The sequence below is a fragment of the Mycobacterium timonense genome (genome assembly GCF_025821985.1).
In the GTDB taxonomy this organism is placed as follows: domain Bacteria; phylum Actinomycetota; class Actinomycetes; order Mycobacteriales; family Mycobacteriaceae; genus Mycobacterium; species Mycobacterium avium.
The window spans coordinates 84934-106581 of record NZ_JACKSY010000042.1; the positions used below are offsets into that span (position 1 = coordinate 84934).

Consider the following 21648-nt stretch of genomic DNA (forward strand, 5'->3'; position numbering starts at 1 on the left):
GCGCCGCTTTTCGTGCATGGCGCCCACGCTCGACGCCCCGGCGCCTGTAGTCAGCGGCCACGGAAATCCGGGTCCCGTCGCTGCCGGAACGCCTCCAGGCCTTCCTTGAAATCACTTGTTCGGCAAGACAATTCCAGATTGAACAACTCCTGGGTCAGCGACTGGCTCAGCGTTGCGTGCTGACCGAAGCTCAGCGCCTGCTTGGCCAGGCCGAGCGCGGCGGTCGGTCCGGCGGCCAGCCGGCCCACCAACTCCTCGGCGGCGTCGTCGAGTTCGGCGCCGCCGACCGCCCGGTGGATCAACCCCCAGTCGGCCGCGTCGCGTCCGCCGACCTTCTCGCCCAGCAGCAGCATCCGCCGCGCCCGCGCCAGGCCGACCAGCCGGGCCAGCAACCAGGTGGATCCCGAGTCGGGGCTGAATCCTCGCTCGACGAAAGGCTCCCAGAACACCGCATCGGCGGCGGCGACGGTGAAGTCGGCGGCCAGCGCCAGATTGCAGCCGAACCCCACCGCCCAGCCGCGGACACTGCACACCACCGGCAGCTGGATGCCGGCGACGAGCTCGATCACCCGGTGCGCGGCGTGGGGGATGCGGCGCACCAGATCACCGGCGCGCGGGCGGGGCCCGCCCGGATCGTTGACGGCCACCCAGTCGGCGCCGGCGCAGAAGTCGTCCCCGGCGCCGACGATGTGGACGACGCGCAGCGAATCGTCGGAGGCCGCGGCGGTCAACGCATCGACCAGTGTGGCGATCATCAACTGCGTCAACGCATTACGCCGCGACGGGCGATCGAGCGTGAGGCGCAGCACCGCACCCTGGCGGTGCACCGCCACCGAACCCTCGGCTGCGGCCGCGTCGGCCCCCTGACTCACCGTCGAATCCGGCCTTTCTTCACCGATACGGTTACCCATACAGTAGGCAATACGATTGATACGCTGTATAAGTTAGCAAGGATACGCTGCCTGCGAAACAACCCCGGTGAAAGCCGGTGACAGCGCGACCCGCGCGGGCGGCGACGCACAGCGAAGCGACGAGGAGGAGCGGCGCCGATGACGATCGAGGAGGGGCAGGCCGCACCCGCGTCGGCGCCCGGCGGTGACGCCCGGTTCGGCGAGGCGCCGCTTGCCCAGACGGTGGCCGCGGCCGCCGCCATCCGGCGGCTCAGCTCGCTGCTGGTGTCCCTCGAACATCCGCACCCGGCGGTGGACGCCATGCTGGCGAAGTTCACCGAGTGGGAGAGCGAACTGTCGGCCGCGGCACCGGCGGACAATGCGCCGCGCATCGGGGAGATGCCTGATGACCCGCGGCGGGTCTATCTGAACCACGCCACCGACATCGGTGCCTACAACCCGTGTTTCCCCGAGTACCGGTTCACCGGGCTGGATGCCGAAAAGGCAACGGGGCGTGTGGACTTCCCGCTGGTCTACGAAGGGCCGCCGGGGCTGGTGCACGGCGGATTCCTGGCCGTGTTCTTCGACTGCGTTATCCAGCACCATAATTGCGTCACCGGCCGGTCCGGGAAGACCCGCTCCCTGGCCGTGACGTTCCGCCGGCCGACGCCGGTGCTGACCGAGTTGGCATTCGACATCACTCGGTCGCAGGGCGAACGGGGCATCACCTCGACCGCACGGCTGTTGCTCGGCGACGACGTGCTGTGCACCGGCGAGGTCAACACGTTGGCGTCGCGCCCGGATCAGCTCGCCGGGTCGCGATTCGGCCGGCGCCGAAAGGAGTCCGACACATGACCGCCTCGAGCACCTCCGACGATCGCGTGCTCTTCGACGTCGACGCCGAGCACCGCATCGCGACGATCACGCTGAACAATGCCAAGCAGCGCAACTCCTACGACGCCGCCATGCGCGAGGCCATCGCCCGCTGCCTGGATCGCGTCGCCGAGGACGACGACCTCACCGTCGTGCTGCTGCGCGGGGCCGAGGGGGTCTTTTCCACCGGGGCCGACATGAACAACGCCTACGGCTGGTACGGCACGTCACGCAACGCGGACGAGTCCACCCGGCGCCGCCCCAGCCAGCGTCGGCGACTCACGGTGGACCGCAAGTCTTTTGGCTTCTACCACAATTTCATGGGCTTCCCGAAGGTGACGGTCGGCGAGATCGCCGGCTACGCGCTCGGCGGCGGCTTCGAGATGGCGCTGATGACCGACATCTCGGTGATCGCGCGGGACACCAAGATCGGCATGCCGGCCACCCGCTTCCTGGGCCCCGCGCTCGGCAGCCTGCACATGTTCTTCCACCGGCTGGGGCCGGTGCTGGCTCGGCGCCTACTGCTGACCGGCGACATCATCGACGCCGGGCAGGTCGAACACCTCGGAATCTTCACCGACACCTGCGATCCCGCTGCGGTGACGGCCCGGGCGCGCTACTGGGCCGAGAAGGCGGCGAAGATGCCCGCCGACGGGGTGGTGATCGCCAAGGAGGCCTTCCGGCTGGTCGAGCAGAGCCAGGCGTATCAGGGCGAGGAGGTCGCCAGCTATCTGTTCCATGCCTTCGGCACCAACCTGCAATTCGCCCCGGGGGAGTTCAACTTCGTCAAGACCCGCGCCGAGCACGGCGCCAAGGAAGCGTTCCGGCTTCGCGACGAGCACTTCCACGTGCCGGAACCCGAGGCGTGACAAGCCTTTTCGGGAACGGTCAGCGATTCGCCGGCGCCTTGGTGCGGCCCCGCGCGGCCGACGACTTGGCGGGCTTGCGCTGCCGCGACGGCCCGGCCTTAGCGCCCTTACCCTCCTCGATCAGCCGGCTGGCGTGGTCGAGGATGCAGGTCAGGCCGTACTCGAAATTGGTTTCGTCGGGCGCCCCGATGCGATGACCGATCCGGGTCACTTGAGCCAGCAGCGGGGTCTTTTCCGGATCGATGGCAACGGCGTCCTCGATGGCGCGCGGCCCGACGTCGGACGACTGATTCTTTTCGTAGAGCCGTTGCAGCACCACCGAACCGCGCACGTGAACGGAGATCGCCGAGTAGGTGTCGAACGCGTCCTCCGGTGACAGGCCGGCCTGCACCAGATTGGCCACCGCTTTTTCCATCTCCTGGGCCCCCAGCCGCGCCGCCTTGGGGCTCAGCGCCGCCCGAATCAGAATCAGGTCGCACAGAATGGGGTTGCCCATGAACGTCTTACGCATCAAACGGGCGTGATTTCGCAACGTCTCGCGCCAGTCGCTGGCTTCGACGTAAGGGGTGGCGAACACGTACTTGCTCAGCGCGCGGTCGGTCATGGCGTTGAGCAGGTCGTCCTTCTTGCGGAAGTACCAGTAGATGCTCGTCACACCGACACCGAGATGTTTGCCCAGCAGCGGCATGCTCAGGTTGTCGATCGACACCTGCTCCGCGAGTTCGAAAGCGCCGGTGATGATGTCATCGGGATTGATGGACCCGCGCTCGCGTCGTTGGCGCTTGTCGGCGGTTGCCTGTTTTGCCACTACGGGCACCTCCATCAAAATCTGTTCCGTGCATGCGGTCCGGCGGCGGCGCAGCCGGTAAACTCGAATTTACCGGTTCCTCGGTTCTGACCTGCGTATACGCTTACGTGTCGCAATTTCCCTCTGCTACTGTAATACCTATCGTAGGCTTTTTGGTAAATCGGCTGGACAGGCGAAAATGACCAGGCTAGAGCAATGGATCTAGGGCTGGCCAATGCCGCCGCGGTGGTGGTCGGCGGCAGCCGCGGGATGGGGTTGGCGACGGCGCGCTGCCTGGCCGATGAGGGCGCGCGGGTCGCGGTGATCGGCCGCAGCCGCGACGCCCTCGACTCGGCGGTGACCGATCTCACCCGACGCGGCAGCCCGGACGCGCTCGGGCTGGTCGCCGACATCGGCGACGACGCCGCGGTGGGCCAGGCGTTCGGCGAGCTCGCGCGGCGCTGGGACGGCGAACTCAATGCTCTGGTGATCACGGTGGGGCCGGGCGCGGCCGGCACGTTCGAGGACCTGACCGACGAGCAGTGGCGCCAGGCCGTCGAGGACGGGGTGCTGGGCATGGTGCGCTGTGTCCGTGCGGCACTTCCGCTGCTGCGCAAGGCGCAATGGGCGCGGATCGTCAACTTCTCGGCGCATTCGACGCAGCGTCAAAGCGTGCTGCTGCCCGCCTACACCGCGGCCAAATCGATGCTGACGAGTGTTTCCAAGAACCTGTCCCTGCTGCTGGCCAAGGACGAGATCCTGGTCAACGTGATCTCGCCGGGCAGCATCGCGTCGGAATCGCTGGTGGGCTGGGCGAATTCGGTGGGCGTCGACGGGCGCGACCCGTACGCCCTGATGGAGGCGATCGGCAAGCATTTCGGTCATCCCGCGCACATGCCGCGCGCCGGCCTGCCGGAGGAGATCGGACCGGTCGCGGCGTTCCTGGCCTCACGACGCAACTCCTACATGACGGGCGCCAACATCAACGTCGACGGCGGTTCGGACTTCACCTGAACCGGCGGTGAAAGAAAACGATTGGCAGACAAAAGGAGTCGACTGTGGCTACGGCAGCAGACGCGCGCACCTGGGCGCGCGGCGCATTGCGGGGGATCGGTGACTCCCTCTACACCCCGTTCTGCGGACCGGACGGCGACGACATCGACTGGGACGCCTACCGGGAACTGGTGCGCTACTGCGTCGGCGATCTCGGCCACCCGATGTTGTGGTGCACCAGCGGCATCGCCGAGTTCTGGGCCCTGACCCTCGATGAGCGAAAACGCCTGCTGGAAGTGGCAATCGAAGAAGGACGCGCCGCGAATCCCGACGTGGTGATCCAGGCCTGCACGGCGGCCATGTCGGCGAAGGACTGCGTGGAGTTGACGCTGCACGCCCAGCAGGTGGGCGCCGACATCGCCTACATCCAGACGCCGATGATGGAGGCCCACGGCGGCGAAGGCGTGTTGCGCTTCTTCGAGTATGTGGCGGCGCGCACCGACATCGCCCTGGGCATGTTCAACTCGCCGTCGTCGGGCTACGTGCTGACGCCGGCCGAAAGCGCCCGGATCTATCACGAGGTTCCCGCGGTGTGCGCCACCAAGGAAGGCGCCTTCCGGCCGGGGGCCAGCCGGCTGCTGCACGAGCTGGCACCCGGCCTGGTGCTCTGGGAATGCGACAAGACGGTGTACCGCGCCGGGTGGCTGCGCGACGGGATCGTGTGCCCGGCGCAGCTGGGTACCGCCGGCTACCTGTTCGAGACCCCGCAGCGCCGATTGTTCTCCGAATATTGGGATTTGGTGCAGAGCGGCAAGCTCATCGAGGCGATGGACTACGGCCGGGAATCCGGGTTGGACCAGTTCGACCTGGACGTCGGTTCGTGGTGGACCTGCTACCCGGGCAGGGCCGATTACTTCACCCACTGGGGCGGGGCGTTCAAGTACGCCGCCTCGCTGCTGGGGCTGCCGACCGGCGCCTACCCGCACTCGCGTCCCCCGCAGGCCGAGCTGCCCGCCGAGGCCAAGGCCCAGATCGAGAACGCCTACCAGCGGCTGGGCCTCCTGGCAACGGCGTTGCGGTAGAAGCGGTTACACGGAAACGGGCCCGGTCGTCGACCGGGCCCGCCTCGCGTCACTCACTGTTGCTGTTCGGCCCGTTCGCGCTGCTCGTAGGCCTTGGCCTTGCCCCGGGCCTTCTCGGCGGCGGCTTCCTTCTTGCCGGCGCTGCGCTGAGCATCCGCCTTGTCCTGCTGGGCCTTGCCCTGCTCGATCAGGCCGTTGTGGCCGATGATGATGCCGATGACCTGCTTGGCCCTGCCCAGCACGTCGTCGACGATGCCCTGCACCAGCTCGACCGGGCCGCTCTTGACGTCAACCATTGCGTCTCCTTCCCCCATGATGGTCGGTTCTTTCCACGGACGTTCCCGTCGTCCCGCCGGGGGCAAACATGGCGCCGGCGTGGCCCTCGCCACAACGACTGCGCTCCGCGCGGCCGGGCCGTCAGCACCCGGCGGTACCCACGGCAGCCACGTGGCCGGCGCGGCAGGCGGCGCGGCGAAAATCGCAGATTAGTCCCGGTTCACGCGCGCCATACCGCAGTTGTGGAATGCGCTACCGATAGGTATACAGTATGGGTACAAACTTGCCTGCCGGGTCAGCCCTGCCGGGTCAGCTGTGAGGGGACGCCTTGATGAGTGCCGCCGACCATGTGGTCACCGACGAGGCGGTGCTGTACCAGACCACGGAAACCGGCGTTGCGGTCGTGACGTTCAACCGGCCCGAGCGGCTCAACGCCTGGGGACCCGACATCTCGAGCGGCTTCTACGCGTGCATCGACCGCGCCGAGGCGGACCCCGCGGTCCGGGTGATCGTGTTGACGGGCGCCGGTCGGGGGTTCTGCGCGGGCGCCAACCTGGGCGGCGCGGGATCCATCGATGCGAAGCTGGGCGACGGCGACACCGACGTCACCGCGTTGGTCGGCGATCGCCATCCCCACTTCCTGACCGCACTGCGCAAACCGATCATCGCCGCGATCAACGGCGCCTGCGTCGGCATCGGGCTGACCCACGCCCTGATGTGCGACGTGCGGTTCGCGGCCGCCGGCGCCAAGTTCGCCACCGCGTTCACCCGCCGGGGACTGATCGCCGAGTACGGCATCACCTGGATCCTGCCGCGGCTGGCCGGCTGGGGCGCGGCGATGGACCTGCTGTTGAGCGGGCGCACCTTCTTCGCCGAGGAGGCCGCAAAACTCGGGCTGGTCAACGAGATCGTCGCACCCGACGAGCTGATGGCCCGCGCCCTGACCTACGCCGACGACATCGCCCGCAACTGTTCGCCGGCGTCGCTGGCGGTGATCAAGCGGCAGGCCTACGACGACGCGCTGCGCGACGTCGTCGACGTCAGCGCCCGCGCCGAAACCCTCATGCACGAGTCGCTGCAGCGCCCCGACGTCATCGAGGGCATCACCAGCTTCCTGGAGAAGCGGCCGCCGCGGTTCCCACCCCTGGCCACCTGACCCGCCGGAAAGGATCATCATGACCGCCCTGAACTATCGCGTGATCGACGTCGACAACCACTATTACGAGCCGCTGGACTCGTTCACCCGCCACCTGGACAAGAAGTTCAAGCGCCGCGGCGTCCAGATGCTCAGCGACGGCAAGCGCACCTGGGCGGTGATCGGCGACCGGGTCAACCACTTCATCCCCAACCCCACCTTCGACCCGATCATCGTGCCGGGCTGCCTGGACCTGTTGTTCCGCGGCGAGATCCCCGACGGCGTCGACCCGGCGTCGCTGATGAAGGTCGAGCGGCTGGCCGATCACCCCGAGTACCAGAACCGCGACGCCCGGATCGCGGTGATGGACGAGCAGGACATCGAGACGGCGTTCATGTTGCCGACGTTCGGTTGCGGGGTCGAGGAGGCGCTCAAGCACGACATCGAGGCGACGATGGCGTCCGTGCACGCGTTCAACCTGTGGCTCGACGAGGACTGGGGCTTCGACCGGCCCGATCACCGGATCATCGCCGCGCCCATCGTCTCGCTGGCCGATCCGACCAGGGCGGTCGAAGAGGTCGACTTCGTGCTGGCCCGCGGCGCCAAGCTGGTGCTGGTGCGCCCGGCGCCGGTGCCCGGCCTGGTCAAGCCGCGGTCGCTGGGCGATCGCAGCCACGACCCGGTGTGGGCCCGGCTGGCCGAAGCCGGGGTGCCGGTGGGATTTCACCTGTCCGACAGCGGCTATCTGCACATCGCGGCGGCCTGGGGCGGCAAGTCGACGTTCGAGGGCTTCGGCGCGAAGGACCCGCTGGATCAGGTGCTGCTCGACGACCGGGCGATCCACGACACGATGGCCTCGATGATCGTGCACGGCGTGTTCACCCGGCACCCCAAACTCAAGGCGGTCAGCATCGAAAACGGTTCGTACTTCGTGCATCGGCTGATCAAGCGGCTGAAGAAGGCGGCCAACACCCAGCCCCAGTACTTCCCCGAGGACCCGGTGGAACAGCTGCGCAACAACGTGTGGATCGCCCCCTACTACGAGGACGACCTGCCGGAGCTGGCGCGGGTCATCGGCGTCGACAAGATCCTGTTCGGTTCCGACTGGCCGCACGGCGAAGGCCTCGCATCGCCGGTGTCGTTCACCGCGGAACTGAAGGGATTCAGCGAGTCCGACATTCGAAAGATCATGCGGGACAATGCCCTCGATCTGCTCGGCGTGCAAGTCGGCTCGGCCGCCTGAGTATCCGGAACCGACGACGCCCGTGAGCGAATGGACCATAGGGGCGGTTCTCGACGAAATCGCCGACGTCATCCCCGACCGCACGATGACGGTGTGCGGCGACCGCCGCAGCACGTTCGCCGAGTCGGCGGACCGCACCCGCCGGTTGGCGAACTTCCTGTCCGGCAACGGATTGGGCGTGCACCGGGAACGCGCCGTCCTGCAGAACTGGGAGTGCGGGCAGGACCGGGTCGCCCTGGTCATGCACAACGATCTGTACCCGGACATGGTCGTCGGCTGCCTCAAGGCGCGCACCGTGCCGGTGAACGTCAACTACCACTACACGCCGCGTGAGGTCGGTGAGCTCTTCGACTACCTGAGACCGCGGGCGGTCATCTACCACCGCGGGCTGGGGCCGAAGTTCGCCGACGTCCTCGGCCGCGGAGACGTCGACCTGCTCATCGCGGTCGACGACGGCAGCGAGGCCGCGCAACTGCCGGGCGCGGTGTCGCTGGATGATGCTCTGGCCCAAGGCGATACCGGTCACCCGGTGCCGGGATCGCCGGACGATCTGCTGATGATCTGCACCGGCGGGACGACGGGCCGGCCCAAGGGGGTGCTGTGGCGCCAGTCCGACATCTACGTGTCGTCGATGGTGGGGGCGGATCACGCCTGCGCTCAGGAGATCCGCGACAAGGTCAGCGGCGCCGCTGGGGCGCCGTGGTTCGCCGTCTCGCCGCTGATGCACGCGGCCGGCATGTGGACGGCGTTCGCGGCGATCATGGCGGGGACCACCGTGGTGCTCTACGACACCGGCAAGAAGCTCGACCCGCGATCGGTGTGGGAGACCGCCCAGCGTGAGCGGGTCGGGATGATGACCATGGTCGGCGACGCCTACGCGGCACCGCTGGTCGCCGAATTGCAGTGCGGCTCCTATGATTTGTCGTCGCTGTACGCCATCGGCACCGGGGGAGCGGCAACCAACCCCAAATACCAGCAGGCCCTGCTGGAGCTGCTTCCCCACATCACTCTCATCAACGGTTACGGGTCGTCGGAGACCGGCAACATGGGATTCGGCCACAGCCGAACCGGCACCCGAACCGACACCTTCACACTGCGCGAGGGTGGGCTGGTGCTCGCCGAGGACTACAGCCGCTTCCTTTCTCCCGGCGAGCCGCAGCTGGGCTGGGTCGCCCGCGAGGGACGAATCCCGTTGGGGTACTTCGACGATCCCGACGCCACCCGCAAGACCTTTCCGGTGATCGACGGCAAACGAGTGGTGATCTCCGGAGACCGCGCCGCCCTGGAACCCGACGGAACACTGCGGTTGTTCGGGCGGGACTCGCTGGTGGTCAACACCGGTGGGGAGAAGGTCTTCGTCGAGGAGGTCGAGGAGGTGCTGCGCGCCCACCCAGCCGTCGCCGACGCGCTGGTGGTCGGGCGGCCCAGCGGGCGTTGGGGCGAGGAAATCGTCGCGCTGGTGGAACTTCGTGCCGGAACCGGTGCCGCCGCCGACGAGTTGCACGCGCACTGCACGTCGCGGCTGGCGCGGTTCAAGGCGCCCAAGGAATTTCTGTTCGTCGCTGCGGTTCAGCGCCTGGGCAACGGTAAGGCGGATTACCGTTGGGCCAAACGTCACGCTGTCACCGAAGCTAGCGAGAAGGCGCCGATGTCGACATGAAAGCAATCGATTGTCTGGTCAACGTGCACTTCGGCGAGACCGAGAAGCAGCCGACGTGGATGCTCAAGGTGCGCGACGACTACTTCAAGGGACCGGCGTCGATGTTCGCGCCCGTCGAGTTGTCCGAGCTGATCGACGAGATGGACGCCCAGGGGGTGCGCAAAGCCATCCTGATGGACAACCTGGCCAAGCCGTCGGTGAGCGCGCGCAAGTTCGTCGAGGACAAGCCCGAGCGTTTCGCCCTGGCGATGGGTGGGGTGAACCTGCTGCGGCCGATCCCGTCCCTGCGCGAGCTCGCCGCCGTCGTCGCCGACCTGCCCGTCGCGTATGCCGCTGTGGGACCGAGCTTTTGGGGGGATGGCCAGTATCCGCCCAGCGACGCCGTCTATTATCCGCTCTACACCAAGTGCGCCGAGCTCGAGCTGCCGCTGTGCGTCAACACCGGCATTCCCGGGCCCCCGATCCCGGGGGAGGTGCAGAATCCGATCCACCTCGACCGGGTCTGCGTGCGCTTCCCGGAACTCAAGCTGTGCATGATCCACGGCGCGGACCCTTGGTGGGACGTCGCCATCAGGCTGTTGCTCAAATACGCCAACCTGCGCCTGATGACGTCGGCCTGGTCGCCAAAGCGGTTGCCGGAGAGCCTGTTGCACTACATGCGTACCCGCGGGCAGGACAAGGTCATCTTCGCGTCCGACTGGCCGGTGCTCAAAATGCATCGCGTCGTCCCCGAGGCGGCCGGGTTGGATCTGCCCGCCGACGTGCTGGAAAACTACCTCTACAACAACGCGCACGAATTCTTCTTCGGTGGCCGCAAGGAAGGCTGAGTATGGACCGCTATGAACTGCGCAGGCTCGACTACAGCCTGACCGACGATCACCAGGCGTTGCAGGCGGCCTACCGCGATTTCTTCACGACGCACTGCCCGATCGAGACGGTACGCGCCGCGGAGGAGACCGGCTTCGACAAGAACCTGTGGGAGCGGTTGTGCGCCATGGGCGCAACGAGCATGGCCGTCCCGGAATCCGCCGGCGGCGACGGGGCGACGCTGGTCGACCTGACGTTGGTGGCCGAGGAGATCGGCAGGTCGCTGGCGCCGGTGCCGTGGATCGACCAGGTCTGCACCGCCCGGCTGCTGGCCCGGCTCGGTGCGGTGGAACCCGATGTCGTTCACGGCAAGCGGCTCGCGGGGTTCGATCCGCAGCACGACAGCCTGTCGGGGCCCCGGCTCATCCCGACCGGGTCGATCGCCGACGCGATCATCGTGCGCGACGGCGACGACGTCGTCGCGCTGAGCTTCGGCACCCGCCCCGCGAAGGTGGACAACATCGGCCGGCTGCCCATGGCCTGGGTGGATCCGGCGGCGGCCGACACCCGCACCGTGCTGGCCGGCGGATCGGACGCACTCGCGGAATATCAACGCGCACTTGACGAGTGGCGCGTGCTCACCGCCGCGGCGCTGGTCGGCCTGGTGGAGGAGACCATGACGATCGCGGCGGAGTTCGCCAAGACCCGCTACACGCTGGGGGTGCCGATCTCGACGCTGCAGGGCATCTCGCACCCGCTGGCCAACATCGCGATCACCGTGCAGGGCGGCCGCAACCTGGCCCGGCGCGCGGCCTGGTTCCTGGACAACGAGCCCGACGAGCGGCCGGAGCTGGCGCCCTCGGCGTTCGTGTTCATGGCCGAGGAAGCGGCGAAGGCGGCCACCATGGCGGTGCATGTGCAAGGCGGGCTTGGTGTTTCGGCGGAGGCGGCGGCGACGGCGTATCTGGTGCGGGCCCGCGGCTGGGCGCTGGCCGGCGGGGATCCCGGGGTCAGCGCGAAGTACATCGGCGAGCTCGTCGCCGCGCGGGAAAGCGGAAAGGGCGCATAGGTGGACTTCTCACGTGTCACGCTGTCCGACGAGGACCAGCGATTCCTGGACGAGGCTCGCGAGTTCCTGCGCACCCATGTGACCGACGAGGTCAGGCGCCGGGACCGGGAAACCGGCGACAACTTCGACGAGGGCGTGCACCTGGCGTTGGGTGCGGCCGGCTATCTGGAACGCGAATGGAAGCCCGAGGCCGAGGGCGGTTTCAGCCGGGTGCAACGTCGCATCTGGGAGCTGGAGAAGCGACGCGCCCACGTGCCCTGGGTGACCTGGGGGACCACCGCCATGGTGGCCCGCTCGGTGGCCAAGTTCGGGTCCGAGGAGTTACAGCGGGAAGTGCTGCCCGGCGTGTTCAGCGGGCACGTGCGGCTGTGCCTGGGCTATACCGAACCCGAGGGCGGATCCGATGTGGCCACCTGCAAGACCAGGGCTGTCCGGGACGGCAACGGCTGGATCGTCAACGGCTCCAAGATGTTCACCACCGGGGCGCACAACTGCCAATACGTTTTCCTGATCACCAACACCGACCCGGATGCGCCGAAGCACAAGAGCCTGACCATGTTCCTGGTTCCGCTGGACTCGCCGGGCATCGACATCCAGGGCATCCGCACCGTCGACGGGGACCGCACCAACATCGTCTACTACAGCGACGTGCGGGTCGACGACAAGTATCGGCTGGGCGACGTGAACGCCGGCTGGACCGTGTTGCGCGAGCCGCTCAACGTCGAACACGGGGCGGTGGCGGCGGCCCCGGACGGGCTGCAGGACGTGTCGATCATGATGCACCAGGCCGGGTTCATGGCCGACGCCCTGGACAAGGTCGCGGCCAAGGTCACGCAGCCAGACCCGCACGGGCGCAGGCTCATTGACGACTCGGCGATCGCGTATCGGTTGGGCCGCAACGCCGCGCGGATGGAGGCGGCGCTGAGCGCGCCCAGCATCTACGGACGCGTCGCCCTCGCCCAGACGATGCGCGACATCTCCCCGGATCTGATGGACATCCTGGGCACGGCGTCCGCGCTGCCGGTCGGCACCGACGGCGCGGCCGACGACGGCGCCTCCGAGTACGTCTTCCGGTTCGCCCCGCTGGTCGGCATCTACGGCGGCACCCTCGAGGTGTTCCGCAACATGATCGCGCAGTACATGCTCGGCCTGGGCAAGCCGGCCTACGCGCCGGTGGCCCAGCGCGCCAGCTGACGGCGCGCGCCGGCACGCCTCCTGCGCGCCTCCTGCCGCGCTGGCGCGCCTCCTGCCGCGCCTCCTGCGCGCCGAACGTGCACTGGCGGCGAAATTCCGCGCACTTTTTCGCGCTGGGTGCACGCTCGGCGACGGTCAGGTGGTCAGGATGGTGGCCGCCGCGGTACCCGGGGCGCCGTAGAGCTGAGCGAACCCGACGCGCGGCTCACCGGCCACCTGCCGATCGCCGGCTTCGCCACGCAATTGCCGCACCAGCTCGTGGATTTGGCGCAGGCCGGACGCGCCGATCGGTTCGCCGTTGGCGATCAGCCCGCCGTCGGTGTTGATCGGCATCGCGCCGGTGATCTCGGTGACTCCGTCGGCGAGCAGCTTCTCCTGCTCGCCGTCGGCGCAGAACCCGCATTCGGCCATGTGGATGATCTCCGCCCCGGCGTCGGTGTCCTGCAGCTGGATCACGTCGACGTCTTGCGGTGCCACACCGGCCTTTTCGAAGGCGGCCCGCGCCGCGTACACGGTGGGCGCCACATCCTCGTCGATCGGGGCGAAGGTGGTGTTCACCTCGTAGGCGCCGTAGCGGCGGGTGCGCACCTCGACCGCGCGCAGATAGACGGGCTTGGCGCTGTACCGGTGCGCGATGTCGGCCCGGCACATCACCACCGCCGCCGCGCCCTCGTCGGGCGCGCAGAACATGTACTGGGTGAGCGGGTAGTTCAGCATCGGCGAGTTGAGGATCTCATCCTCCGGAATCGGCTTGCGCCGGAAGGCATTCGGGTTGCGGGCGCCGTTGCGGAAGTTCTTGGCCGCGACCTTGGCCAGGGTCCGCTGCGAGATGCCGTGCTGGTGCAGGTAGCGGTTGGCCTTCATGCCGAAGAACTGTGTGGTGAGGTACTGCCCATTCTCGGCATACCAGCGCGGCATCCCCACCAGGGCCGGGTCCTCGGTGAACGCACCCCGCGGGTGCTTGTCCAGGCCGATGGCGATGCCGATGTCGTAGTCACCGAGCCGGATTCCGTCGGCGCACGCCTTGGCGGCACTGGCCGCGGTCGCGCAGGCATTGAACACGTTGGTGAACGGAATGCCCGAAAGCCCCACCATGCCGACGATCGCGTCCGGGTTGGCCACCGTCCAACTGCCCCCGGTGGCGGCCTGGATGTCCTTCCATTCGACACCCGCGTCGGCCACCGCGAGCTGGATGGCGTCGACGGCCATCTCCATCGCGGTCTTGCCCTCGAAGCGGCCGAACGGGTGCAGGCCGACGCCGATGATGGCGACGTCACTCATTGGCGCCGCTCCTCCTCATCGCTTCGCTCTGCATCGTTGCGGCGCGACTCGCACTCACGCAATGGCTCCTGCATTCTTGAGCTCCTCGATGCGGTCCCAGTCCATCCCCAACTCCATCAGCACCAGCTCGGTGTGCTCACTTGCCTGGGGTGCCCTCGTGGTCGCGAGCGGCTCGTGATTGAACTGCACCGGGCCGCGCACCACGCGGAAAGGCTTTCCGCCGCCGGCGAGTTCGACCTCGGCGATCATGTCGTTGGCGATGGCCTGCTCGTCGTCGATCAGGTCGAGCAGGCTCTGGAACGGTGCCCACTGGCCCTTCATCGTCTTCAGGTGCTGGCGCCAATAGTCAAAGGGCTTGGCGGCGAACGCCTTTGCGATCAGCTCGGCGGCCGCGTCGGCGTTCTGGATCAGCGGCAGCACATCACAGAACCGGGGATCGTCGGCCGCCTCGGGGATGCCGAGGTGCTCGAACGTGTCGCGGATCAGCCCGGTCGGGCTGATGATGCACAGGTTGATGGTGCCGCCGTCGGAGGTCTCATAGTTGCCCATAAACGGATTCACCGACGGCGCCCCGGCACCCGGCATCGGGGTGCGCATCACTTCGCCGGTCTCCATGCCCTGCGTCACGCTGGCGCCCGCCGCCCACCATGCCGTGCTCAGCAGCGATACGTCGAGTTCGACGGCCTCGCCGGTGCGTTCACGGTGCAGCAACGCCGCCGAGATCCCGCCGGCGATGAACATGCCGCCGATGGAATCGCCGAATGCGGGAATGCCTTGTCCCAGTGCCCCGCCCAACTCCTCCGGCGTCAGCGCGTAGCCGATCCCGCTGCGCGTCCAGAACGCCGTCCCGTCGTAACCGCCGACGTCACGCTCGGCGCCCTTGTCCCCGTACGCCGAACCGCGGGCGTACACGATGTTCGGGTTGACCGCCCGGATGTGCTCCACGTCGAACTTGTGCTTGCGACGCTGCGCGGGCATGTAATTGGTGAGGAACACATCGGAGGTCTTGGCCAGTTCGTAGATCACCTCCTGGCCGCCCGGCGTGGACACGTCGACCCCGACGCTGCGCTTGCCCCGGTTGGGGTGCTCCATCAGCGGGTGACGCTCTGGATCAACCTGGATGCCACCCATGTTCACGAAGCCGCGCTGGGTGTCGCCGCGCACCGGGTGTTCGACCTTGATGACGTCGGCACCCCAGTCCGCCAGGATCGCGCCGGCGGCCGGGACGAACGTGAACTGCGCAACCTCGAGGACCCGAAAGCCCTGCATTACCTTCACCATTCCCGGGACCCTACTTGGCGTCGAAGGTAACCGGAAGTGCCGTCGGAGACCGGAACGGCTGACCGTGGATGTGCGGGTCGTCGTCGCTGAGCAGGGTGACGTTGGTCAGCCGATTCAGCAGGCATTCCATCGCGACGCGCGTCTCCAGCCGCGCCAGATGCAGGCCCAGGCAGGTGTGCTCGCCGGCGGCGAAGGAGATGTGCGGCACGTGTTTACGGAAGATGTCGAATTCCTCGGAACGCTCCCAGCGCCGCTCGTCGCGGTTCGCCGAACCGATGCACACGCCGATCACCGAACGCGCAGGAATCCGCACGCCGTGCAGTTCGGTGTCTTCGGTGGTGAACCGCTGCACGGTGGTCAGCGGCGTCTCGAAGCGCAACCCCTCCTCGATCGCCGGCGCCAGCAGCTCGCGATCGGCCTGCAGCGCCGCGAACTGGTCCGGGTGGGTCAGCAGCAGATACAGCAGGTTTCCCGACGACCGGTAGGTGGTTTCCAGCCCGGCCGGCAGCAGCAGCCGCAGGAACGAGTAGATGGCCTCGTCGCTGAGCTTTTCGCCGTCGATCTCCGCGGTGACCAGGTCGCCGATGATGTCCTCGGTGGGCTTGGACTTGCGTTGTTCGATCTGCTCGAGGAAGTAGTCCTTGAGCGCCGCCGACGCCTCGAAGGCCCGTTCGTAGTCGACGTGGTAGCTGATCAACTGCACCGCGCGGGTGTGGAACATCGGCAGGTCTTCGTCGGGCAGCCCGAGCAGCCGGGCGATCACCCGGGTGGGGAACTCGAAGGTGAATTGCCTTACCAGGTCGGCAGTTCCGGCATCGATGAACTCGTCGATCAGCGCGTTGCAGATCGGGCGCACTATGGTGGGCTCCCACCGGGCCAGCGCCTTGGACTTGAACGCCGCCGACACCAGGTTGCGGTGGTCCCGGTGCTTCTTGCCCTCCATCGCCAGGATCGTCGGCCCCATGAACAGCCCGATGGTCTTGTCGTACGGCTTGGAACTGAACACCCGGCCGTCGCGGAACACGGTGTTGACCGCGTCGAAGGACACCGCGGAGTATTCCTGCTTGGGCATCAGGGACTCCGGCGTCTTGGAGTAGTCCATCACCGTGCCGGCGAACACGCCGGCCTCGCGGCGTTTGCGGGCGAAGAACGGGTAGGGGTCACGCAGGCTGACGGTCTCGCCTCCGGCGGCGGTGGGAACGTTGGTCGTCACCTGATCTCCAGCATCTTGATCTCAGCACGATCGAACACTTCTTCGTAAGATCATACTGTAATTATTACAGTAGACAATATGGCGGGGCCATGCCCCGATCGCCACCGGCTGCGGCGCCGCAGGTGTGGTCAGCGTCCGGAGTGGGCCGCGCGGGAGTCGGTCAACCGCGCGGCACGCGCCAGCAGGCCCGCATAAGCCACGCCGAGCAGCCGGGGCAGCGCCGCCATCGCCCGTCCGTCGGCCCCGATCAGGATCCGGGCCCGGTTCTTCTCGGCGCCGCGCAGGATGAGCCGGGCGGCCCTGGCGGGGGTGGTGAGCGCCGCCCGGTCGAAGAGCTGGGCGGCCAGGTCGGGATCCTCGGTGTCCGAGGTGCGCATGTTGGCGCCGAAGTTGGTACGCACGACTCCGGGGTGCACGCAGTGCACCGTCACCGGATGGCGTTCGATGATCATCTCCTGGCGCAGGGCCTCCGTGAAACCGCGCACCGCGAACTTCGACGTGCTGTAGGCCCCTTGGTAGGGGACCGCGATGAGACCGAAGGCGCTGGACAGGTTGACCAACCGCGACGGCCGCCGGTCGGAGCCGGCTTCGATGAGTTGCGGCAGAAAGGCTTTGGTCCCGTTGACCACACCGCCGACGTTGATGCCCATCAGCCAGTCGAAGTCCTCCCAGGACATGTCGGCCACGCTGGCGAACAGGTCGACGCCGGCGTTGTTGAACACCATCGAGGCGGGTCCGTGCTTGCGGCGCACCTCATCGGCGAAGCCCAGCACCGCATCCCGGTCCGCCACGTCGATGCGATACGGCGTGACCTGTCCGGGCCCGCACGACGCCTGGGTTTCGGCCAGGCCGTTGTCGTCGATGTCGGACGCCGCGACATGCGCGCCGCCCGCGGTGAGCGCCTGCGTCAGCGCCCGGCCGATGCCCGAGCCGGCGCCTGTGACCACCACGACCCGCCCTTGGTACTTCATCGGTGTGCTCCTAGCCTAAAAGCGCTCGGCCCCAGGGGGTTTCATCCGTCCACCGCCTGCTCGCGCGCCCACCGGTAATCGGCCTTGCCCGACGGGCTGCGCTCGATCACCGGACGGAACACGATCGCCTTGGGAAGCTTGTAGCGCGCCAGCGAATTCGATGCGTGGGCGATCAATTCTCCGGCGTCGACGGCGGCGCCGTCGGACAGCGCGACCACCGCGACGACTTCCTGGCCCCACCGTTCACTCGGCCGTCCGGCCACCACCACGTCGGCCACCGCGGGATGCGACGCGATGGCCGTCTCGACCTCCTCGACGAAAATCTTCTCGCCGCCGGAATTGATGCACACGGAGTCGCGGCCCAGCAGCTCGATATGGCCGTCGGCGTGGTGGCGTGCCCGGTCGCCCGGCACCGCGTAGCGCACCCCGTCGATGACCGGAAAGGTCTTGGCGGTCTTGGCGGCATCGCCCTTGTACCCGAGCGGGACATAGCCGCGCTGGGCCAACCAGCCCATCCCCTCGTGCCCGGGCGGCAGGATCGCCGACAGGTCCTCGGCCGCCACGAAGGTGTCCGGGCCGGCGTTGAAGGTGCCGGTCGCCACCGCCCCGGGCGTCGACATGTGGTGCATCTGCGCCCCGGTCTCCGACGACCCGACGCCGTCGACGACCACCGCGTTCGGCAGTACCTCGATCAAGCGCTGCTTGACGAACGGGGTCAGCAACGCGCCGCCGTTGGCCACCACGGCCAGCGACGACACGTCGGCGATCCCCTTCTCGATGGCCGCGACCAACGGGCGCGCCATCGCGTCACCCACCACCGTCACCACCATGACCTTTTCCCGCTCGATGGTGCGCACCACGTCCTCGGCGTCCAAATGGCCGACGACAGTGGGGAAGACGACCGTCTGGCCGGTCGTGATCGCCGTCATCACGCTCCACTGGGCCGCGCCGTGGATCAGCGGCGGCAGGATCATCAGCTTGGTTCCCGGCCCCGACGCGGCGCGCTGCACGATCTCGTCGATCGACGACGAGGGCTCGCCGGTCATCAGGTTGCGCCCCCCGAAGGACGTCATGAAGATGTCGTGCTGACGCCACAACACGCCCTTGGGCATTCCCGTGGTGCCGCCGGTGTACAGCACGTACAGGTCGTCCGGACAGTGCCGCACCGGCGGTGGCTCCGCGGACACCGACGCCAGCGCGTCCTCGTAATCCACTGCGCCGTCGAGTAATTCGTTGCCCGACTCGTCGGCGATCTGGATGAGCACCCGAAGCCGCGGCAGGTCGGGCAGGATCTCGGCCACCCGGGGCGCGAACGCCGCGTGGTAGATCAGCGCGGTCGCCTCGGAGTCCGCGAGCAGGTAGTGCAGTTCGCTTTTGACGTAGCGGAAGTTGACGTTGAACGGGGCGACGCGCGCCGCGAAGGCGCCCAGCAGCGCTTCGACGAATTCGTTCCCGTTGTACGCGTAGAGGCCGAGCAGGTCCTGGCCCACCTCGTGGCCGGCCAGCGCCTCGCGCTCGGTGTGGCATCCCAGACCCTGGGAGTGCAGATACGCGGCGAGCCGGTTCGACCGTTCGATCACCTGCCGGTAGCTGTAGCGACGGTCGCCCTGGATGATCAGCTCGCGGTCGGGAATCGCGGCCGCGACGGCCTTCGCGACCGCCGGTACCGTGAATGCTGTTGTGGTGTCGGACATTTTGCCTCTCACGGCTGGTGGGGTAGCAGGCGGACCATCAGGCCGGTGGCCTCACTGAGCAGCGTGCCGTCGGCCGCCGTCATGCTAGCGGAGATGAAGATCTTGCGGCCGTCGACGTCGGTGATGCGGCCGTGCGCCGTCAGCGGCGCGTCGATCGGGGTGACGTTGCGGTAATCCACGTGTAGGAAGGCGGTGCGCGTGGGTGGACAGTTCGCGCCGGACACCACCATGCCGAACAGCCAGTCGTAGTAGAGCGGGATCATGCCGCCGTGCACGGCGTTGTTGCCGCCCACGTGCGATCGGGTGAAATGCCCCTGCATGGTGACGCCGTGCGCGCCGGAGTCGACGACGGTCCACGGCGGCAGCAGCGGGTGGCCGAGGCCGGGCAGTTCGATGACCCGCCCGGCCGGCGACACGCCTTCGGGAACCTGGTGGCCGTCCAGCACCGCGCAGGCGTCCTCGACGTGCCGGGCGGCGACGGTCCACAGCGGATCCGCCGGGTTGGTGGCGACGGTCAGGTCCTGCAGCCGGCGCAGCGCGGCGACCAGCCGGCCCAGACCCGGCGGCGCCGACTCGGCGGGCTTGATCTCGGGGAATCCGCCGGCAGACCCGTCCAGCGTGCCGGGTGCGGTGTCGGTCATGGCCGGCTCCAGGCGCGCAGCAGCTCGTCGGTGGTGGTGATGGTGGCCAGCAGCGACAACGTGTTCGCGATGACCGCCTCGCCGTACTCGGCGGGGACGCCGGCGACGGCGTCGCGCGGGACGACGACGCGGTAGGCGGCGTTGACCGCATCCATGACGACGTTGGGAATCGCGATGTTCAACGAGACGCCGACCACCACCAGGGTGGACACGCCCAGGTTGCGCAACACCGCGTCGAGGTCGGTACCGCCCATCGGGCCCACGCCATGCCACCGGCTCAGCACCAAATCGCTTGGCGCGGAGCCTAATTCGGGCAACAGCGTGGCCCCCGGGGTGCCGGGGGAGATGTCCACCCGGCCTTGCCCGGAGCGGCGACCCAGCGCGAAGATCTTGGCGTTGTGATTGGAGCCCAGTCCGTCCGGGCGCCGCTGCACCAGGCAGTGCACGATTCGCACACCGGCTGCGCGGGCCGGCGGCAACAGCCGCACGATGTTCGGCAGCGCGACCCGGCGGGCTTCCGCGGCCAGCGCGCCCAGGCCGGCGTCGGGACCGACGACCGCGCCCTGGACTTCTTGCGTGATGACGGCGGTGTGCGCCGGCGCCACCAGCTCTGCCAGGTCCGTCATGCCGGTGACGACGTTCCGGCCGGCGGCAACTCATAGAATTGGGTGGCCCATTTGCGCAGTGCCATATAGCCTTTGGCGTCGACCTTGGACAGCGGCGGGTGCTCGACGTATTTCTGGTAGCGCCAGATCTGCAGATCGTCGAAGACGGTGGACAGGAACTGCTTTTCGATGACCTCGCGCAGCTTGCCCTCGGGCACGTCGGCGGTGTCGCCGGGGAGGCGGGGCCACCAGATCGAATAGAACAGGTCCGAGCACTCGTCGTCGACCGGTGTGCAGGTGAAGATCAGCCGATGGTTCTGCGCGCCTTCGAAGACGCTGATCGCCCCGCCCAGGCCGAACAGGTGGCTGTGGAAGCGCAGCGCGAGGGCCTCGGGGTCGTCGCTGTTGGCATCGGGCCAGCCGGCGACGAACTGCCATTCCTGCTCGACGATCTTCCAGTCCAGCACCCGCGGCGTCACCGTGGCGTGGTGCACGTACTCGAAATGGGCGCTGTCGGGCGCGTTTTCGGCCACGATCTGCGGATGCACCGGCTCACGCTCGGCGCGCCGGGAAAACTCGGGGTAGGCCCGGTAGTAGGCCGCCGGGTCGGTCTCGAATTGCGGGAACTTACCGAAGATGTCCGGCATCTCCCACTGCGGCTCCTTGCCGTGCGGCTGGTGCCAGACGAACACGCAGTCGTACTGCTCGCGCACCGGGTACACCTTCAGCCGCAACCCGCGGTTGGGCCGATCGGGTTGGTAGGGGATGTAGCGGTTGGTGCCGTCGGGCCCCCAGCGCCAGCCGTGGAAGGGGCACTGCACGCAGTCGCCGACCACCGTGCCACCGTGCCCGAGATGGGCGCCCAGGTGTTTGCAGTGCGCCTCCAAGATGTGCAGTTCGCCGGACTCGTCGCGGTAGGCCACCAGGTCCTCGCCGAAATAGTGCAACGGGCGCACCTCTCCGATGGGGAACTCCGGTGACCAGCCGACCATGAACCAGCCGGTGACCTTCCAGGTGAAGGGGACTTTCACGCCAGCGCCTCCGATACGTTGATACTAAGTCCATTACAGTATAGATTTCAGCA

The 21648-nt window shown here is 67.9% G+C and carries 21 protein-coding genes; 10 read left to right on the forward strand and 11 right to left on the reverse strand.

Annotated elements, in window-relative coordinates; all coding sequences use genetic code 11:
* Nucleotides 1-50: 50 nt before the first annotated feature.
* Nucleotides 51-872, reverse strand: coding sequence for an enoyl-CoA hydratase/isomerase family protein (locus tag H7I87_RS12075; protein WP_009975786.1), 822 nt, complete (start codon nucleotides 870-872; stop codon nucleotides 51-53).
* A gap of 177 nt (nucleotides 873-1049) precedes the next feature.
* Between H7I87_RS12075 and H7I87_RS12080 the strand changes: the two genes are divergently transcribed.
* Together H7I87_RS12080 and H7I87_RS12085 are read left to right on the forward strand one after the other, a co-directional pair.
* Nucleotides 1050-1745, forward strand: a complete 696-nt coding sequence (locus tag H7I87_RS12080) for a hotdog family protein (protein ID WP_003873169.1) — start codon at nucleotides 1050-1052, stop codon at nucleotides 1743-1745.
* Nucleotides 1742-2632 (forward strand): enoyl-CoA hydratase/isomerase family protein, encoded by an 891-nt coding sequence (locus H7I87_RS12085; protein WP_011724238.1) that lies wholly within the window; start codon nucleotides 1742-1744, stop codon nucleotides 2630-2632. The genes H7I87_RS12080 and H7I87_RS12085 overlap by 4 nt, the downstream gene beginning before the upstream one ends.
* Nucleotides 2633-2651: 19 nt before the next feature.
* On the opposite strand, the gene H7I87_RS12090 is transcribed toward H7I87_RS12085, so the two are convergent.
* Nucleotides 2652-3455, reverse strand: a complete 804-nt coding sequence (locus tag H7I87_RS12090) for a TetR/AcrR family transcriptional regulator (protein ID WP_009975791.1) — start codon at nucleotides 3453-3455, stop codon at nucleotides 2652-2654.
* Nucleotides 3456-3635: 180 nt separating this feature from the next.
* Between H7I87_RS12090 and H7I87_RS12095 the strand changes: the two genes are divergently transcribed.
* Nucleotides 3636-4433 (forward strand): SDR family NAD(P)-dependent oxidoreductase, encoded by a 798-nt coding sequence (locus H7I87_RS12095; RefSeq protein ID WP_009975793.1) that lies wholly within the window; start codon nucleotides 3636-3638, stop codon nucleotides 4431-4433.
* Between the two features lie 44 nt (nucleotides 4434-4477).
* Complete coding sequence (locus H7I87_RS12100; RefSeq protein ID WP_011724239.1) at nucleotides 4478-5494, forward strand: dihydrodipicolinate synthase family protein; 1017 nt, start codon at nucleotides 4478-4480, stop codon at nucleotides 5492-5494.
* A gap of 53 nt (nucleotides 5495-5547) precedes the next feature.
* On the opposite strand, the gene mbp1 is transcribed toward H7I87_RS12100, so the two are convergent.
* On the reverse strand, nucleotides 5548-5790 hold the full coding sequence (gene mbp1 / locus H7I87_RS12105; protein ID WP_003873164.1) for a microaggregate-binding protein 1: 243 nt from the start codon (nucleotides 5788-5790) through the stop codon (nucleotides 5548-5550).
* 311 nt (nucleotides 5791-6101) lie between these two features.
* Between mbp1 and H7I87_RS12110 the strand changes: the two genes are divergently transcribed.
* Genes H7I87_RS12110 through H7I87_RS12135 form a run of 6 tightly spaced genes read left to right on the forward strand, consistent with a single transcriptional unit; the run spans nucleotide 6102 to nucleotide 12878 of the window.
* A complete protein-coding gene (locus tag H7I87_RS12110) occupies nucleotides 6102-6926 on the forward strand; it encodes an enoyl-CoA hydratase (protein WP_009975795.1) in 825 nt (274 codons plus the stop codon).
* A gap of 19 nt (nucleotides 6927-6945) precedes the next feature.
* Complete coding sequence (locus H7I87_RS12115; RefSeq protein ID WP_003873162.1) at nucleotides 6946-8148, forward strand: amidohydrolase family protein; 1203 nt, start codon at nucleotides 6946-6948, stop codon at nucleotides 8146-8148.
* A gap of 22 nt (nucleotides 8149-8170) precedes the next feature.
* Complete coding sequence (locus H7I87_RS12120; protein WP_019732707.1) at nucleotides 8171-9808, forward strand: acyl-CoA synthetase; 1638 nt, start codon at nucleotides 8171-8173, stop codon at nucleotides 9806-9808.
* Nucleotides 9805-10635 (forward strand): amidohydrolase family protein, encoded by an 831-nt coding sequence (locus H7I87_RS12125; protein WP_019732708.1) that lies wholly within the window; start codon nucleotides 9805-9807, stop codon nucleotides 10633-10635. The genes H7I87_RS12120 and H7I87_RS12125 overlap by 4 nt, the downstream gene beginning before the upstream one ends.
* Before the next feature lie 2 nt (nucleotides 10636-10637).
* Nucleotides 10638-11684, forward strand: coding sequence for an acyl-CoA dehydrogenase family protein (locus H7I87_RS12130; protein ID WP_019732709.1), 1047 nt, complete (start codon nucleotides 10638-10640; stop codon nucleotides 11682-11684).
* Nucleotides 11685-12878 carry an acyl-CoA dehydrogenase family protein gene (locus H7I87_RS12135; RefSeq protein ID WP_019732710.1) on the forward strand — a complete coding sequence of 398 codons (1194 nt, stop codon included), beginning with the start codon at nucleotides 11685-11687 and terminating at the stop codon, nucleotides 12876-12878.
* Nucleotides 12879-13013: 135 nt separating this feature from the next.
* Here H7I87_RS12135 and H7I87_RS12140 read toward each other — a convergent pair whose 3' ends face one another.
* The 8 genes from H7I87_RS12140 to H7I87_RS12175 all read right to left on the reverse strand — a co-directional run bounded on the left by H7I87_RS12140 (nucleotide 13014) and on the right by H7I87_RS12175 (nucleotide 21595).
* Entirely contained in the window at nucleotides 13014-14159 is a 1146-nt protein-coding gene (locus H7I87_RS12140; protein WP_019732711.1) for a thiolase family protein, read from the reverse strand.
* 54 nt (nucleotides 14160-14213) lie between these two features.
* Nucleotides 14214-15428, reverse strand: coding sequence for a CaiB/BaiF CoA transferase family protein (locus H7I87_RS12145; RefSeq protein WP_011724241.1), 1215 nt, complete (start codon nucleotides 15426-15428; stop codon nucleotides 14214-14216).
* 22 nt (nucleotides 15429-15450) lie between these two features.
* Nucleotides 15451-16653 carry a cytochrome P450 gene (locus tag H7I87_RS12150; protein WP_019732712.1) on the reverse strand — a complete coding sequence of 401 codons (1203 nt, stop codon included), beginning with the start codon at nucleotides 16651-16653 and terminating at the stop codon, nucleotides 15451-15453.
* A 128-nt stretch (nucleotides 16654-16781) separates the two neighbouring features.
* Nucleotides 16782-17624, reverse strand: coding sequence for an SDR family NAD(P)-dependent oxidoreductase (locus tag H7I87_RS12155; RefSeq protein WP_009975804.1), 843 nt, complete (start codon nucleotides 17622-17624; stop codon nucleotides 16782-16784).
* Nucleotides 17625-17665: 41 nt separating this feature from the next.
* Nucleotides 17666-19318 carry an acyl-CoA synthetase gene (locus tag H7I87_RS12160; RefSeq protein WP_083071338.1) on the reverse strand — a complete coding sequence of 551 codons (1653 nt, stop codon included), beginning with the start codon at nucleotides 19316-19318 and terminating at the stop codon, nucleotides 17666-17668.
* Between the two features lie 8 nt (nucleotides 19319-19326).
* Nucleotides 19327-19959, reverse strand: coding sequence for a PaaI family thioesterase (locus tag H7I87_RS12165; protein WP_011724244.1), 633 nt, complete (start codon nucleotides 19957-19959; stop codon nucleotides 19327-19329).
* Nucleotides 19956-20585, reverse strand: coding sequence for a cysteine hydrolase family protein (locus H7I87_RS12170; protein WP_019732715.1), 630 nt, complete (start codon nucleotides 20583-20585; stop codon nucleotides 19956-19958). Before H7I87_RS12170 ends, H7I87_RS12165 begins: the two co-directional genes overlap by 4 nt.
* Nucleotides 20582-21595: a Rieske 2Fe-2S domain-containing protein gene (locus H7I87_RS12175; protein ID WP_011724245.1), complete on the reverse strand. Its 1014-nt coding sequence runs from the start codon at nucleotides 21593-21595 to the stop codon at nucleotides 20582-20584. The genes H7I87_RS12170 and H7I87_RS12175 overlap by 4 nt, the downstream gene beginning before the upstream one ends.
* Nucleotides 21596-21648: the final 53 nt, after the last annotated feature.